Origin of the sequence: Stenotrophomonas sp. Marseille-Q4652 (genome assembly GCF_916618915.1) — a bacterium.
Taxonomy (GTDB): Bacteria; Pseudomonadota; Gammaproteobacteria; order Xanthomonadales; family Xanthomonadaceae; genus Stenotrophomonas.
Genome location: NZ_CAKAKE010000001.1, coordinates 362,907 through 377,390, shown reverse-complemented (window position 1 = coordinate 377,390; position 14,484 = coordinate 362,907). Strand labels below are relative to the sequence as shown.

The 14,484-nt window shown below is 68.5% G+C and carries 17 protein-coding genes; 10 read left to right on the top strand and 7 right to left on the bottom strand.

The window, feature by feature from the left end:
• Positions 1–17 precede the first annotated feature (17 nt).
• From LG380_RS01710 to LG380_RS01685, 6 genes are all read left to right on the top strand, one after another.
• Positions 18–1,373 carry an Hsp70 family protein gene (locus LG380_RS01710; RefSeq protein WP_225763316.1) on the top strand — a complete coding sequence of 452 codons (1,356 nt, stop codon included), beginning with the start codon at positions 18–20 and terminating at the stop codon, positions 1,371–1,373.
• Positions 1,374–1,585: 212 nt separating this feature from the next.
• Entirely contained in the window at positions 1,586–1,987 is a 402-nt protein-coding gene (locus LG380_RS01705) for a YkgJ family cysteine cluster protein (RefSeq protein WP_225763315.1), read from the top strand.
• Positions 1,941–2,114, top strand: coding sequence for a hypothetical protein (locus tag LG380_RS01700; RefSeq protein WP_225763314.1), 174 nt, complete (start codon positions 1,941–1,943; stop codon positions 2,112–2,114). The genes LG380_RS01705 and LG380_RS01700 overlap by 47 nt, the downstream gene beginning before the upstream one ends.
• 247 nt (positions 2,115–2,361) lie before the next feature.
• On the top strand, positions 2,362–2,916 hold the full coding sequence (locus LG380_RS01695; protein WP_225766407.1) for a mechanosensitive ion channel domain-containing protein: 555 nt from the start codon (positions 2,362–2,364) through the stop codon (positions 2,914–2,916).
• Positions 2,913–3,413, top strand: a complete 501-nt coding sequence (locus LG380_RS01690) for a GNAT family N-acetyltransferase (protein ID WP_225763313.1) — start codon at positions 2,913–2,915, stop codon at positions 3,411–3,413. Before LG380_RS01695 ends, LG380_RS01690 begins: the two co-directional genes overlap by 4 nt.
• Positions 3,414–3,518: 105 nt before the next feature.
• Entirely contained in the window at positions 3,519–4,772 is a 1,254-nt protein-coding gene (locus LG380_RS01685; protein WP_225763312.1) for a sugar transporter, read from the top strand.
• 8 nt (positions 4,773–4,780) lie between these two features.
• Here LG380_RS01685 and LG380_RS01680 read toward each other — a convergent pair whose 3' ends face one another.
• Positions 4,781–5,047, bottom strand: a complete 267-nt coding sequence (locus tag LG380_RS01680) for a DksA/TraR family C4-type zinc finger protein (protein WP_225763311.1) — start codon at positions 5,045–5,047, stop codon at positions 4,781–4,783.
• A gap of 132 nt (positions 5,048–5,179) precedes the next feature.
• Here LG380_RS01680 and LG380_RS01675 point away from each other — a divergent pair, with 132 nt between their 5' ends.
• Complete coding sequence (locus LG380_RS01675) at positions 5,180–6,400, top strand: leucine-rich repeat-containing protein kinase family protein (RefSeq protein WP_225763310.1); 1,221 nt, start codon at positions 5,180–5,182, stop codon at positions 6,398–6,400.
• A 53-nt stretch (positions 6,401–6,453) separates the two neighbouring features.
• Here LG380_RS01675 and LG380_RS01670 read toward each other — a convergent pair whose 3' ends face one another.
• The 3 genes from LG380_RS01670 to LG380_RS01660 form a co-directional block, all read right to left on the bottom strand.
• Positions 6,454–7,011 carry an ankyrin repeat domain-containing protein gene (locus tag LG380_RS01670; RefSeq protein ID WP_225763309.1) on the bottom strand — a complete coding sequence of 186 codons (558 nt, stop codon included), beginning with the start codon at positions 7,009–7,011 and terminating at the stop codon, positions 6,454–6,456.
• Between the two features lie 57 nt (positions 7,012–7,068).
• Complete coding sequence (locus LG380_RS01665; protein WP_318780092.1) at positions 7,069–8,580, bottom strand: catalase; 1,512 nt, start codon at positions 8,578–8,580, stop codon at positions 7,069–7,071.
• A gap of 142 nt (positions 8,581–8,722) precedes the next feature.
• The gene (locus LG380_RS01660) at positions 8,723–9,277 is read right to left on the bottom strand and encodes a DUF2058 domain-containing protein (protein ID WP_225763307.1); all 555 of its coding nucleotides are present in this window, start codon (positions 9,275–9,277) and stop codon (positions 8,723–8,725) included.
• Positions 9,278–9,345: 68 nt separating this feature from the next.
• Here LG380_RS01660 and LG380_RS01655 point away from each other — a divergent pair, with 68 nt between their 5' ends.
• Complete coding sequence (locus tag LG380_RS01655; RefSeq protein ID WP_225763306.1) at positions 9,346–9,843, top strand: M48 family metallopeptidase; 498 nt, start codon at positions 9,346–9,348, stop codon at positions 9,841–9,843.
• Between the two features lie 3 nt (positions 9,844–9,846).
• Here the strand turns inward: LG380_RS01655 and LG380_RS01650 are convergent, their stop codons facing one another.
• A complete protein-coding gene (locus LG380_RS01650) occupies positions 9,847–10,362 on the bottom strand; it encodes a Pvc16 family protein (RefSeq protein WP_225763305.1) in 516 nt (171 codons plus the stop codon).
• A gap of 202 nt (positions 10,363–10,564) precedes the next feature.
• Between LG380_RS01650 and LG380_RS01645 the strand changes: the two genes are divergently transcribed.
• Together LG380_RS01645 and LG380_RS01640 are read left to right on the top strand one after the other, a co-directional pair.
• On the top strand, positions 10,565–11,272 hold the full coding sequence (locus tag LG380_RS01645) for an rRNA pseudouridine synthase (protein ID WP_225763304.1): 708 nt from the start codon (positions 10,565–10,567) through the stop codon (positions 11,270–11,272).
• A 63-nt stretch (positions 11,273–11,335) separates the two neighbouring features.
• Complete coding sequence (locus LG380_RS01640) at positions 11,336–12,892, top strand: phospholipase D family protein (RefSeq protein WP_225763303.1); 1,557 nt, start codon at positions 11,336–11,338, stop codon at positions 12,890–12,892.
• A 7-nt stretch (positions 12,893–12,899) separates the two neighbouring features.
• Here LG380_RS01640 and LG380_RS01635 read toward each other — a convergent pair whose 3' ends face one another.
• Both LG380_RS01635 and LG380_RS01630 read right to left on the bottom strand, forming a co-directional pair.
• Positions 12,900–14,009 carry an HDOD domain-containing protein gene (locus tag LG380_RS01635; RefSeq protein WP_225763302.1) on the bottom strand — a complete coding sequence of 370 codons (1,110 nt, stop codon included), beginning with the start codon at positions 14,007–14,009 and terminating at the stop codon, positions 12,900–12,902.
• A 76-nt stretch (positions 14,010–14,085) separates the two neighbouring features.
• Entirely contained in the window at positions 14,086–14,379 is a 294-nt protein-coding gene (locus LG380_RS01630; RefSeq protein WP_225763301.1) for a hypothetical protein, read from the bottom strand.
• Between the last annotated feature and the right edge of the window lie 105 nt (positions 14,380–14,484).

The following is a 14,484-nucleotide window of genomic DNA, read 5'->3' as shown; positions in this document are numbered from 1 at the left end:
CCTGCACTGCCCGCACCATGAAACTCGGAATCGACTTTGGTACCAGCAACTCCGCCGCCGCGACGGTCGTCGACGGTGCGGTCATGCCGATCCGCTTCGGCGAGGCGCTGCAGTTCCGCACCACGGTGTACTTCCCGGAGGTGATGCGTGATCCGGCCGATTTCGAGCTGACTCCGGCGCTGGAACACCAGGTCGCCGAACTGATGGAATCGGCCCGCCGCGACGCCCGTGCCGCCGGCCAGGAACGCGCTGCCGAGCAGCTGCGCCGCGACGCGATCCGCGTCGTGCGCCGGCAATGGATGGAAGAGCGCATGCGCGAGCCGCTGTCCTCCACCACCCTGCTGCAGAATGCGGTGTACGGCGACGAGGCGCTGGAAGCCTACTTCGAGGAGAACGAGGGCAACCTGGTGCAGAGCCCAAAGTCGATGCTCGGCTACAACCTGCATCCCCGCGCCCGGCAGACCATCACCGGCATCGCCACCCACATCCTCGAGCACATTCGCCTGACTGCCTCGCAGCAGCTGCAGGTGCCGGTGCGCAGCGCGGTGCTGGGTCGCCCGGTGCAGTTCCGCAGCTCGATCGGCGAGGCCGGCAACGCACAGGCGCTGGAGATCCTGCACGGCGCGGCGATTGCCGCCGGCTTCGACCAGATCGAGTTCCTCGAGGAACCGGCCGCCGCGGCCATGCACTACCACGCCGGCAGCGCGCAGCCGCACGAGGCGGTGATCGTGGACATCGGCGGCGGCACCACCGACGTCGCCCACGCCCAGGTCGGCGGCAGCGGCCAACCGAAGATCCATCGTGCCTGGGGTATTGCCCGCGGCGGTACCGACATCGACCTGGCGCTGAGCCTGGCCGGCTACATGCCGCTGTTCGGCCGCGGGATCACCCGCGTGCCCGCGCACCATTACGTCGAGGCGGCCATGGTCCAGGACATGCCGCGCCAGCGTGAATTCCGCCTGCACCGCTATGACGAGGTACCGGCACCGTTCGATACCCGCCTGCAGGCACTGCAGGACACCGGCAACACCGCGCGCCTGTATCGCGAGGTCGAACGCTGCAAGATCGCATTGAGCAGCGAACCGACCCACACCAGCGTGCTGGATTTCATCGAGCGCGACCTGCAGGTGGAAACCAGCGCCCCGCGCCTGGCCGAGGCCGCAGCCGGCTACCTTGGCGAACTGGCCGCCCTGCTGCAGCAGGTACGCCAGGACATCGGCCATGATCCGGACGCGGTTTTCCTGACCGGCGGCATGTCGCGTGCCGGCTACATCCAGGACGCCGTGGCGCGGGCCTTCCCGGGTGCACGCGTGGTCCACGGCGTCCCGTCCTTCGGCGTGGTGCAGGGTCTGGCGCTGGCTGCGGCGGGCTGACCCTCGCCCCCCGATTAACAAGTAATTACGCCCGGTCCTGTATGGTCGGACCGTTTCCACGTCACGCACCCGGCGCTACTGCGCCTTTGCTGCGTCCTTTCCCGCATCTTCCCCGTCTCGGTCCGCTGCCCTTTCGGCAGTGACTGTCGCTTCGTCTCTCGAGACGCCCGGTTCCGCCAGCGCGGAGCCCCACGCTTTCCAGGAGGCCGCCGGTGGGACAGTCCCACACCGCCACTGCCGCAGCCGCCCCGAGGCCCGCGCCCGCTACCGCGTGCAGCCGCTGCGATGCCGTGTGCTGCCGCCTGACCGTGGTGCTGATGCCCGAGGACCGCATTCCCGGCCACCTCACCGAATACAACGATGATGGCCTGCACGTGATGGCACGCAACGAGGAAGGCTGGTGCGTCGCCGTGGACAACCTGCACCTGCGCTGCACGATCTACGAGCAGCGTCCCGCAATCTGCCGCCAGTTCGCCATGGGCGGCCCCTATTGCCGCGAGGTCCGCAATGAGTACCTGGACCAGATGCAGCGCGGTGTTCCCCTGACCAGTACCGCTAGGAGGTTCCATGCCCCGTTCGTCACTGAAGAGCCAGCCCCGTGTCGACCGCAATGATCGCAAGCAGTCCGGCTCCGGCCTGAGCCGCGAACGCATTGCCGCCGACCTGACCGCCTTCCGCAAGGCAGGCGGCAAGATCGAAGTGCTCGGCAATACCAATACGCTGAAGAAGATCAGCGAGTAATGCCCGGGTGTCGGCCGGAGCAACGCTGCGGCCTTCATCCTTTGGCTCGGCGCCGATCTGGCGCCGTGTCTGTTTTGCGGGGCACAACATGTCCTGCTCGCACCTGCGTCCCCGGCGGCACGGGCCGCGCCAGCACGTGCATTGATCCCCATGCTTGCCTGCCGGTACCGTTGCGCTCGCCGCCCCTTCAGCGAATCGCGGCATCGCAAGGAGATCGTGCGTGGTCGAGCAATACCTCCCTTCCTGGATGCACCAGTGGATTGGCACCCTCCAGGTCATGTTGAACATCATGGCGATCCTCGCCGTCGCCTGGCTGATGCGGCTGCTTGCCAGGCACCTGCTGGCGCGCCTCGGCCGCCACTACACGCTGCCGCTGCAACTTGAGATCGCCGCGCGGCGGCTCTCCAACTTCCTGATCTGGACCACCTCGCTGGTGCTGATCCTGGACCAGCTGGGTGTGTCGGCCACCGTGCTGTGGACGGCGTTCACCGGCTTTGCCGCGGTCGGCGCGGTGGCGTTCTTCGCCGCATGGAGCGTGCTGTCCAACATCTTCTGCACGCTGTTGATCTTCACTACGCGGCCGTTCCGCATCGGCGACACCATCGAGCTGGTCGAGAACGGCGAGAAGCCCGGCTTCAAGGGCCGCGTCATCGACGTCAACCTGATCTATTCGACGCTGGAGGAAACCAGCGGCACCGGCAACAACCTGGTGCAGATTCCCAACAGCCTGTTCTTCCAGCGCGCAACGCGACGCTGGGGGCCGAGCACGGCCGTGGCCGGCGACGTGCAGGGGGATGGTTGATCCCCGACGCCGACCCGCGCGCGCCGTGGCAACTGCCCGGCACGCAGCTGCAGCTGCACCCGGCCAGCGATGGGGACCGGGATGCCTGCTGGCAGGTACACCGCGCGGCGATGCGTAACCATGTGGAGGCGACCTGGGGCTGGGACGAGGTGGACCAGGCAGCCCGCTTCGCTGCCGGCTTCCAGCCGCGGCTCACCTGGACCCTGCGACTGGACGGGCAAACGGTTGGAATGCTGGTACTCGACGAGGACAATGACCCGGTCCGCCTGCTGTCGCTGGCCCTGTTGCCTGCCTGGCAGCGTCGCGGCATGGGCGGAGCCCTCCTGCAGGCGGTGCTCGCCCGCAATCCCGGCAGGCCGGTGTGGCTGCAGGTGCTGAAGGTCAACCCAGCAATGGGGCTTTACCGCCGCAACGGCTTCGAGGTCATCGGCGAAACCACTACGCACCGGCAGATGCTGCATCCCGGCCCCGTCGTCGCAGCAGTGCCAGCCGGTTGACCGGCGCGAGCACCGCACTGCAGTGTTTCACTACCCCACCGGCCCGGCGTGGCAGAATTGCTGCACCCGCACATGCGGGATTCCCCACCCTGCAGTCTCCTGCCCATGCCTTCCCACGACACCACGTGCCCGTCCCCGGCGGCTGGCGCGCCTTCCGCGATTCCCGACTCCCCCACGCGTGACGACCGCCAGCGCTGGCTGAGCGTGGTCGCACTGGCGCTGGGCGCCTTCATCTTCAACACCAGCGAATTCGTGCCGGTGGGGCTGCTCAGCGGCATTGGTGCCAGCTTCGGCATGCCGGTGGAGCATGTCGGGCTGATGCTGACGATCTATGCGTGGGTCGTGGCGCTTACCTCGCTGCCGTGCATGCTGCTGACCCGGAACATGGACCGGCGCCGGCTGCTGCTCGGCGTGTTCGTGCTGTTCGTGCTCAGCCACGGACTTTCGGCGGTGGCGTGGAGCTTCCCGGTGCTGATCGCCAGCCGCATCGGCATCGCGCTGGCGCACGCGGTGTTCTGGTCGATCACCGCCTCGCTGGCGGTGCGCGTGGCGCCACAGGGCAAGCGCCCGCAGGCACTCGGCCTGCTGGCCACCGGCACCTCGATGGCGATGGTGCTGGGCATCCCGCTGGGCCGGGTGATCGGCGAGGTAATGGACTGGCGCACCTCGATGCTGGGCATCGGCGCGGTCGCGCTGCTGGTGATGGCAGTGCTGGCGCGCCTGCTGCCGCCGCTGCCGAGCCAGAACGCCGGTTCGCTGTCGAGCCTGCCCGTCCTGTTCCGCCGCCCGGCATTGACTGGCCTGTACCTGCTGGTGGCGGTGGTGATCTCCGCGCAGTTCACCGCCTACAGCTACATCGAGCCGTTCGTGCAGCAGGTGGCCGGTTTCAGCAGCCACGTCACCACGCTGGTGCTGCTGTTGTTCGGCGGCATGGGTCTGGTCGGCAGCATGTTGTTCTCGCGCCTGGGCCTGCGCTGGCCGCGCGGCTTCCTGCTGGTCTCGATCGCGGCGCTGGCGTTGTGCCTGCTGCTGCTTGCACCGGCCGCCGGCAGTGCCTGGGCGCTGGCTGCGCTGGCCTCGGTGTGGGGCGTGGCGATGATCTGCGTGGCACTGTCCATGCAGTCCAAGGTGCTGCACCTGGCCTCGGACGCCACCGACGTGGCGATGTCGCTGTTTTCGGGCATCTTCAACATCGGCATCGGCGCCGGTGCGCTGATCGGCAGCCAGGTCAGCCTGCACGTCGGCCTGCGCCACATCGGCCTGGTCGGTGGCGTGCTGGCGCTGGCGGCCGGGCTGTGGTGGCTGCGCACCATGCACCGGCACGCGGCGAGCTTCCACGTGGATACGCGCCCACACTGAGCAGTCGGTCAGCGCAGCTGGCTGTCCTTGCTGCCGCGGCGGTTGTAACCGGCTGATGGTCCGTCTTCCTCGTCCAGCGCCTGCTGGCAGGCAATGCACAGGCGCACGCCCGGCACGGCCTTGCGGCGCGCTTCGGGGATCAGTTCGCCGCATTCCTCGCAGTACTCCAGGCTCGGTCCGGACGGCAGCCTGCTGCGCGCCCGCTTGATCGCATCGTCGACCGTCGCGTCGATCTGGTCCTGGACCGCACCATCACCTGCCCAACCCGTTGCCATTGCCTCGCCTCCACGACACCACGTTGCCACGCTGCACCCGCCGCTGTGAACCCTTGGTCAATGCGCTGGCTGCTGCTCCTGCATTGTGCCTCGCTGCAAAGTGGCAGGCGCACACCGCTACACTGCGCGCCCATGCATACCCTTGATGACCTCGAGCGCGGCGCGCTGGCCGGCGCCACGCAGGTGCGCCTCACCCACCTCGGACTGGGCGAATTTCCCCGGCAGTTGTTCGAGCTGGCCGACACGCTGGAACTGCTCGACCTGTCCGGCAATGCGCTCAGCGCGTTGCCCGACGACCTGCACCGCTTCACCCGGTTGCGCGTGCTGTTTGCCTCGGACAACCCGTTCACCCGCCTGCCGCCCGTGCTGGGCCAGTGCCCGGCGCTGGAAATGGTCGGCTTCAAGGCCTGCGCCATCAGCGAGGTGCCCGCCGACAGCCTGCCGCCGGCTCTACGCTGGCTGATCCTCACCGGCAACCACATCCGCAACCTGCCCGCTGCGCTGGGCCAGCGCCCGCGCCTGCAGAAGCTGATGCTCTCCTGCAACGAGCTTGAGGAACTGCCGGATCTGTCCGGTTGCACGCAACTGGAACTGGTGCGCCTGGCCGGCAACCGCTTCGAGGCGATCCCGCCGTCATTGTTCGCGCTGCCGGCGCTGTGCTGGCTGGCGCTCGCAGGCAATCCGCTCACCGCCGCTGCCGAGACACACGCGCTGCAGGATGCGGAGGCAAGCGCGTGGCCGATGGACGCACTGGAGCCGGGCGAACTGCTGGGTGAAGGCGCCAGCGGCCGCATCCATCGCGCGCGCCATCGCCACAGCGGCCAGCCCGTCGCGCTGAAACTGTTCAAGGCCGCCCAGACCAGCGACGGCACGCCGGCCAGCGAACTGGCCGCCGGCCTGCGTGCGGGCAGCCACCCGCAGTTGCTGACCCCGCTGGCGCGGGTGGATGGCCGCGCCGATGCCGGCCTGGCCACGGCCCTGCCACTGCTGCCCGACAGCTTCGTCGCACTGGCCGGGCCTCCGGACCTGGACAGCTGCACCCGCGATGTCTATCCAGCCGGTTTCCACCTTTCGCCCGCCCAGGCCGAACACCTGCTCGCCCAGGTCCATGCGGCGGTCACCCACCTGCACGCCCGCGGCGTGGTGCATGGCGACCTGTACGCCCACAACCTGCTGTGGGATCTGCACGGCGGCGACGTGGTGCTCAGCGACTTCGGCGCCGCCACGCTCACCGAGGGCCTGCCGCCTGCGCAGGTGGCGCTGCTGCAGGCCATGGAGTGGCGCGCCTTCGCCCACCTCCAGGCCGAGCTGCGCGCCTGCACCCGGCCCGGCGCAACGCTGGCGACGGCCTGACATGACAACGGCACCGTCGCCGGTGCCGTGTCACCCATTCATTGGAAGCAGGCTCAGCGCGATGGCTGGGCGAACTCGCCGCGGGCCAGCGACTGCACGCTGTTGCCGGCTGCATCGCGCGCGTCCATGTCGGCGCCGCGCTTGCGCAGCTCCTCCAGGATCTCGGCACGCTGGAACAGCACCGCGTACATCGCCGGGGTCTGGCCGGCATGGTTGCGGTGGTTGGTCGCGCACTCGGCCGCCATCAGCTGGCGCGAGATCGTGATCTCGCCCTTGAAGATCGCGCCCAGCAAGGCGGTGTTGCCGCGCTTGTCTTCCACGCAGGGATCGGCGCCGGCCTGGAGCAGCTGGGTCACCGCGGCCTTGCGGCCGTTGTAGGCGGCCAGGATCAGGGCGGTATAGCCCTTGGCGTCCTGGCGATTGAGGTCATAGCCGCTGGCGATGAACTCGGCCAGCATCGCGGTGTCGCCCGCGCGTGCAGCATCGAAAAGATAGGTGTCCAGCTGCTGGCGCAGCGCCACCGGATCGGACGCAACGGTGTCGGCGGCCAGGGCCGGCAGGCTGGCCAGGCCCAGCAGGGCGGACAACACCAGGGCAAAGGTTCGCTTCATCTCGTTTCCTCACGACAGTCCGGACCGGGCGGCGTGCAGCCGCCCGGCCGGGAGACATCAGTCGACCAGCCTGGAAGCCAGTTCACGGACGCGGGCCAGATCGCCCTTGGCCACGCGGGTCAGGCCTTCGCCGTACCTGGCATCGGCCTTGTAGAAGTACGACAGCATGGCGTACCTGGCCGCATCGTCGGCCTCACTCAGCGCTGAACCCAGCGACTGGATCAGGTCGGCCTGCATCTTCTTGTCATAGCTGCGGAACAGCTCGCCGGCCTGCTTGAAGTTCTGCTCGCGGGCGATCTTGCGCTGCTGGGTGACGCCTTCCAGCGGCAGGTTGCTGTAGCGGGCGGTGGGCACCTGCGGTCGCGGCTGGTTGCTGCTCGGCTCGTAGTTCACTTCACCGCTGCGCGCACCAACGTTCATCGCGCCGTTCTGGTTGTTCGAGTTGATCTTGACCAGCGGACGGTTGATCGGCAGCTGCATGTGGTTGGCGCCCAGGCGGTACATCTGGGTGTCGGCGTAGGAGAACACGCGGCCCTGCAGCAGGCGGTCTTCCGACGGCTCGATGCCCGGAATGGTGTTGGCCGGGGCCATCGCGACCTGCTCGGTTTCCTGGAAGATGTTGGCCGGGTTGCGGTTCAACTCCATCGTGCCGATCTTGCGGGCCGGAACCAGCGATTCCGGCCAGATCTTGGTGGCGTCCAGCGGATCGAACTCGAACCTGGCCAGCTGGTCGGCTTCCAGCACCTGCAGGTACAGGTCCCACTTGGGGAACTTGCCGGCGTTGATCGCTTCGATCAGGTCGCGCGACATGTGGTTGAAGTCCTTGCCCTGCACCATTTCGGCCTGCTTCGGGTCGTGGTTGCGCACGCCCTGCTGGCTCTTCCAGGTGAACTTGACGTAGCGGAACTTGCCCTCGCCATCGACCAGCTTGTAGGCGTGGACCGAGGAGCCGTCCATCTCGCGGTAGCTGGCCGGGGTGCCCTCGTTGGAGAACAGCAGGGTCAGGGTACGGGTCGCTTCCGGCACGTGCTGGAAGAAGTCGAACAGGGTCTTGTTGGTGCCGTAGTTCTTGTCCGGGTCCGGCTTGAAGGCGTGGACCATGTCGGGGAACTTGATGGCATCACGGATGAAGAAGGTCGGGAAGTTGTTGCCGACCAGGTCCCAGTTGCCCTGCTCGGTGTAGAACTTGACCGCGAAACCGCGCGGGTCACGCAGGGTTTCCGGGCTGTGGTTGCCGTGCACCACCGAGGAGAAGCGGACGAACACCGGCGTCTGCTTGCCGGCGGTGAACAGCGAGGCCTGGGTCAGCTCGGACAGGTCTTCCGAGGCGGTGAACACGCCATAGGCGCCGGTGCCACGGGCGTGGACCACGCGCTCGGGGATGCGCTCGCGGTCGAAGCGCTGCAGCTTCTGGATCAGGTGCACGTCCTGCAGCAGGACCGGGCCGTTGGCCCCGGCGGTCTGCGAGTTCTGGTTGTCGCCGACCAGGGCGCCGTTGTCGCGGGTCAGGTTGCCGGCAACGACAGTGTTGGCCAGCGCGGCGCCTGCCAGGGCAAGCGCGAGGAACAGGGGGCTTTTCTTCATGAAGGGACTCCTTGCGAGGGCTGCAAGGATTCCCATTCAGGACGCCGCTGGGAAATCGAATGATCGGATGCCAGCAATAGCCATATCCGATTAAAGAAAACGCGGGTCTGCAAGCCCCGCCAAACGCTTACCAGACCAGGTCGTCGGGCACCTGGAACTGCGCGTAGTAGGCGTCGTCCTCGGCATTGCCGGTGGACGGTTCGACGTAGTCACGCGCGGCGTTGTCCAGCGCGACCAGGCTTTCGTCGCGCTCACGCACCTTGACCGCAGCCGCGCGCGGCAGCAGCGCGTAGCCGTCACCGTGGACCACGACCACCAGGGCCGCGTCGATCACCTGCTTGCGCAATGCCTCGGTTATCAGCAGGGTGCGGATCGCCCCACCGTGCTCGAAGCGGTATTCCACCTCGCCGGTCAGCGGCACGCGCTTGTCGTTGATGATCTGCCGGGCCTGGGCGCGCAGTTCGGCGGCACGGCGCTGGGCGTTGCGCTCGGCGGCGATCTGGCGGTCACGCTCGGCCTTCTCGGCGCGGGCGCGCTCGGCCTCGATCTGGCTCTGGCTCGGCCCCTTCGGGCCCTTGGCGTGGGCGGCCTTGACCTGCTCGCGCGCGACCTGGGCCACGGCGGACTTCTTGACCAGACCGGCCTTGAGCAGTTGTTCCTGGAGGGGGTTGGCCTTGGCCATGTGCGTACGTGGGTTGTTGCCGGGATGTCATCATACTGGCCCCTTCCCGCGACGTCCCCACCGAGCCGATGCAAGCACTGAAGTACCTGGGTGGCTATCCACCGCACGTGCTGGACAAGGTGCGCATCCTGATCGAGCAGGACCAGCTGGGCGCGGTGATCCAGCAGCGCCATCCCGAGCCGCACGCGGTGCGCAACGACCGCCAGCTGTATGACTACGTGCAGGACCTGAAGGACCGCTACCTGCGCCAGTCCGCGCCGCTGGGCAAGGTGCTCTACGACAACCGCCTGCAGGTGCTCAAGCATGCGCTGGGTACCCACACCACGGTGTCCCGCGTGCAGGGCAGCCGGCTCAAGGCCAGCCGCGAGATCCGCATCGCCAGCGTGTTCCGCGACGCCCCGGCCGCGTTCCTGAGGATGATCGTGGTGCACGAGCTGGCGCACCTGAAGGAGGCTGACCACAACAAGGCCTTCTACCAGCTGTGCCGGCACATGGAACCGGACTACCACCAGCTCGAATTCGACCTGCGCCTGTACCTGACCCACTTGGACTGCAGCGGGCGCTGAGCGCTACTGCGCCTGCCAGGTCACCTCGGCGCGCCAGAACAGCGCCGCGTGGGCCGGTGCACCCAACGCCGACCACAGCGAGGCCTGCTCCACTAGCGGCAGCTCCAGCGCGCGCAGGGTAATGCCCAGCACGGCCGGCAGCAGGCTCTGCAGCAGGTCCGGGCGTGACAGCAGCGGCGTCAATACCGGCACGTCCAGCGAGGGCTGCCGCGCCTGCGCGGCCAGCGCACAGCCCAGCAGGTGCTGGCCCTGCAGCGGATCGGACGTCCGCGGGTCGACCAGGTAGTCCAGCTGCAGGTTCTGCACCGCGTGCAGGCGGCGGCCGTCGGCACCGATCACCGGCACCGAACGCATCATCGGCGGCAGGCCGATGCGCAGCAACTGCAGGCCGAGGGCGTCACCGCCTTCGCGCGACTGCGCCGGATGGCTCAGCGTTATCCGTGCCGCCTCACCCACGGCGGCCTGCAGCAGGCCGCGGATGGCATCGGTGGTCACGGCGATCAAGGCGTTCTGGCTCACGATCTCTCCCCTGTCCGGCCCGCGGCCACGCCGCCGGCGACGGCGCTGCGCGGGCACTGTGGATGGACCTTCTCCCCGCGCCGTCCCGCTTTCCCCGGCGGGACGACACCGGCCGATTACGCGCCAGCCATGGGCGTAACGCAATCGGCCCGCCCGTGCCCGGAGGGGGCTAAACTCGCCCCCCGCCGCAAGGAGTGTTCCGATGACCCACCCCACCCGCCTGGACAAGCGCCTGGTCGAACTGCTCGGCTGTTCGCGCGCCGAGGCCCGGCAGTACATCGAGGGCGGCTGGGTCAGCGTGGACGGCCAGATCGTCGAAGCCCCGCAGACCATGGTCACCACCGAGACGGTGAAACTCGACCCGGAGGCCAGCGCCGAAGCCGCCGAGCCGGCCACGTTGCTGCTGCACAAGCCTGCCGGCATCGATGCGGCGGCCACCGCCGCCCTGCTGGAGCCGGACCGGCGCGCCGCGACCGACGAGACCGGCGTCCGCCCGTTGCACCGGCATTTCCAGCGTCTCGTAGCCCTCGCCCCGCTGGAGGACATGGCCAGCGGGCTGGTGGTATTCAGCCAGGACTGGCGCGTGCGCCGGCTGCTGCAGGAAGACCTGCCGGGGCTGGAACAGGAATTCGTGGTCGAGGTCCAGGGCACAGCCAGTCCGTGGGCGCTGAGCAGGCTGGCCCATGGCCTGGCCTACCGCGGCCGCACGCTGCCGCCGTGCAAGGTCAGCTGGCAGAGCGAGAACCGCCTGCGCTTTGCGATCAAGGACGTGCAGCCGGGCCAGCTGCAGGACATGTGCCGCCAGGCCGGGCTGGAGGCCACTGGCCTCCGCCGCCTGCGCATCGGCCGCATCGGCCTGAGCAAGATGCCCGAAGGCCAGTGGCGTTACCTGGGCGACGGCCGCTTCTGAGCGCCGTGGCGCCTGCGTCATCAGGCCTTGGGTAGGATGTCGCCATTCTTCCTGGAGAACCCCATGCGCCGCCTGCTGCGCTGCCTGCTGTTCGTACTGTTGGTCCTGTTCGTGCTGGTGACCAGCGGCCTGCTGCTGGCCGACCACCTGACCCCGCAATCGATGGGCCAGCCCGGACATGCGCTGCCGGTGCAGCCGGCGCAGACCGCCATCGACCGGGCGCTGGCTCCGGAACTGGCCCGGCATCCCGGCAAATCCGGCATCGGCTTCGTCTCCACCGGCGTGGATGCCTTTGCCGTGCGCGCGGTCACCGCGCGCGACGCCGGGCGCAGCCTGGACCTGCAGTACTACATGTGGAAGAACGACCTTACCGGCCACCTGCTGGCCCGTGAGATCCACGCCGCGGCCGAGCGCGGCGTGCGCGTGCGCATCCTGCTCGATGACATGAACACCAAGCGGATGGACCTGCAGCTGGCCGCGCTTGATGCCCATCCCAACATCGAGCTGCGCGTCTACAACCCGTTCCGCAACCGCGAGGGCCTGTGGCGGCTGGTGGAGATGGTGCAGCGGATCTTCAGCATCAACTACCGCATGCACAACAAGGCGTGGATCGCCGACGGTCGCGTCGCCGTGGTGGGCGGACGCAACATCGGCGAGGAGTATTTCGACGCCCGCAACGACGTCAACTTCCGCGATCTCGACCTGCTGGTTGCCGGCCCGGCCGTGGAGCAGGCCTCGATCATCTTCGACCGTTTCTGGAACAGCGCCGCGGCGGTGCCGATCGGCACGCTGGTGCACCACACCCCGACGGAGATGCAAAAACTGGTGGAGGGCAGCAGGCGGCTGAGCCAGCAGCCCGGCGCCAGGGTCTTCCTCGCTCGGGTGGCGCGCTCGCCGTCGATCGGCCAGTACCTGGCCCGCGAGATGCCGTTGACCTGGAGCGACCGCGTCGCCATCGTCTCCGACCCGCCGCTGAAAAAGGGGCAGGACAACGAATCGCAGTGGCTGGTGCAGCAGCTGGGCGAGGAACTGCGTTCGGCCCAGCGCAAGGCGCTGCTGATCTCGCCCTATTTCGTGCCCGGCGATGCCGGCAGCGAGGCGTTTTCCCGCATGGTCCAGCGCGGCGTCAACGTCGGCATCATCACCAACTCGCTGGCCGCCAATGACGTGGCCGCGGTGCACAGCGGCTACAAGCGCTACCGCGAGGACCTGCTCAGGTCAGGCGTGAAGCTGTACGAGCTCAAGGCCCAGGGCAAGGTGGACCGCGCCGGCGTGTTCGGCAGCAGCGGCGCCAGCCTGCATACCAAGGCCTTCGTGGTCGACGACCGCCGCGGCTTCGTCGGCTCGTTCAACCTGGACCCGCGCTCGGTCTACCTCAACACCGAGATGGGCGTGATCTTCGATGACCCGGAGATCGGCCGCCGGCTGGTCGAGGAATACCTGCACCTCGCCGACCCCGCCCAGAGCTACTGGGTGTTCCTGGACGGGGAAGGCCACCTGCGCTGGCTCGACCGCGATGCCGAACCGCCAACCGTGCTCGATACCGAGCCGGATACCGGCTGGGGCATGCGTTCGATGGTGTGGCTGCTGGGCTGGCTGCCGATCGAATCGCAACTGTAGGCGCCGGTCAGGCTGCGTCCTGCTCCGAGGCACGCAGCCGGCGCCAGATCCACTGCGTGGCGTGGGACTGCGATTCGCGCGCGCCAAGGATGGCCAGTGCTTCGGATTCCTCCAGCTCGCCGCGACGGCACTGGAGGGTGAGCGTGGCCGCCACCTGGCCGAACTCCAGCGAGCGCGCCAGCGAGACCGAACTGCCACTGCCGTCGACAGCCGCGCGCAGTGCGTCGCGCAGCGGATCGGGCAGCGCCCAGCGCTCGGCAATGCGTTCTGCGGTGACCGGCACCCACTGTTGCAGCAGTGCGCGTGCCACCGTGGCCGAGGGCACCAGGCCAGGACGACGCTCGTATTCGTCCAGCAGTACCTGCACCACCACGACCCCGGCCAGGCCATGCAGCAGCGCCAGCAACTGGGCCGGCAGTCCGTCCTCGCGGCCGATCGCGCGGGCATGGTCGGCCGCTGCGGCGCCGGCCAGCAGCGAGTGCTCCCACACCACCGACTGGAACTGCGGGAAGGCGCTGCCGCCGAGCTTCATCACCGGCTGCACCAGCGCGGCGGAAATGATCTGGCGGATGCCGTCGGTGCCCAGCAGGGTCACCGCACGTTCGATGCTTTCCACCGGGCGCGCCTGCAGGCGGTACAGCGGACTGTTGGCGATGCGCAGCAGGTTACCGACCAGCACCGGGTCCTGGGCAATGATTCCGGCGATCTCGCGGGCCGAGGAATCGGCATCGTTCACCGTCTGCACCAGCTGCGGCAGCAGGTGCGGGCGACGCGGCGTGTAGCGTGGTGACAGGTCCAGCCGCGCCAGCACGGCACCGGCACCGGCGGCGGCCTCGTCATGCGCGACCTGTTCCTCCGCAGCATGTGGCTGGGCGGCCTCCAGCGCCATCGCCAGCAGCCGGCCGCGGACATCGGCCAGCACCGCTGGATCAAAAGCCGAAGTCACCGCCTTTGCGGCAACCGGATCGCCGGACCAGCGTGAACGGCTGGGCCGCACCTTTTCTTCGGTCGAGTCGTGCCGGCGTGCGGCGCGCGACACGACGAACACCAGGATCGCCATGGCGGCAGCAGTCAATGCGGCAAGCAAGGGCACCATCGGGAGGCTCGGAGGATTCATGCAGGGGACCGCCGTCGGTATCGGCTGCAGGAGACAGGACTGAAGGGCTGTCGGCCGGTGTCGCCGCCGGCCAGGGTCACTCGTCCACCGGACGCAGTCGAACGCCCATCGGGCCCAGCAGGCTGCCGTCGTCCTGCAGCTGGAACTCCAGCACCGAGCCCGTGGCCAGCTCGATGCGCACCCGCTCGTCCTGGCGGGTGTAGCGGCCCTGATGCTGGGCACCGGCCAGGCTGATGCTGACCTGGCCATCGTCACCAAACACATAGCGGCCGGCCCCGGCCTCATCGGTCCACGCACCGCGCGGCGGCTGCGCACAGGCAGCAAGCACCAGGAACAGGCCCGACAGCACCAGCGCGCAGCATTTCCGCATTGCCATTCCACAAAGGACCGGGGACAGCGGATTCTGACAGCAAGCCCGCTGCGGCGGCCACGCGCTTGCACCCGCCGTGGACGGCGCGCGCACTATCCTCCGCCC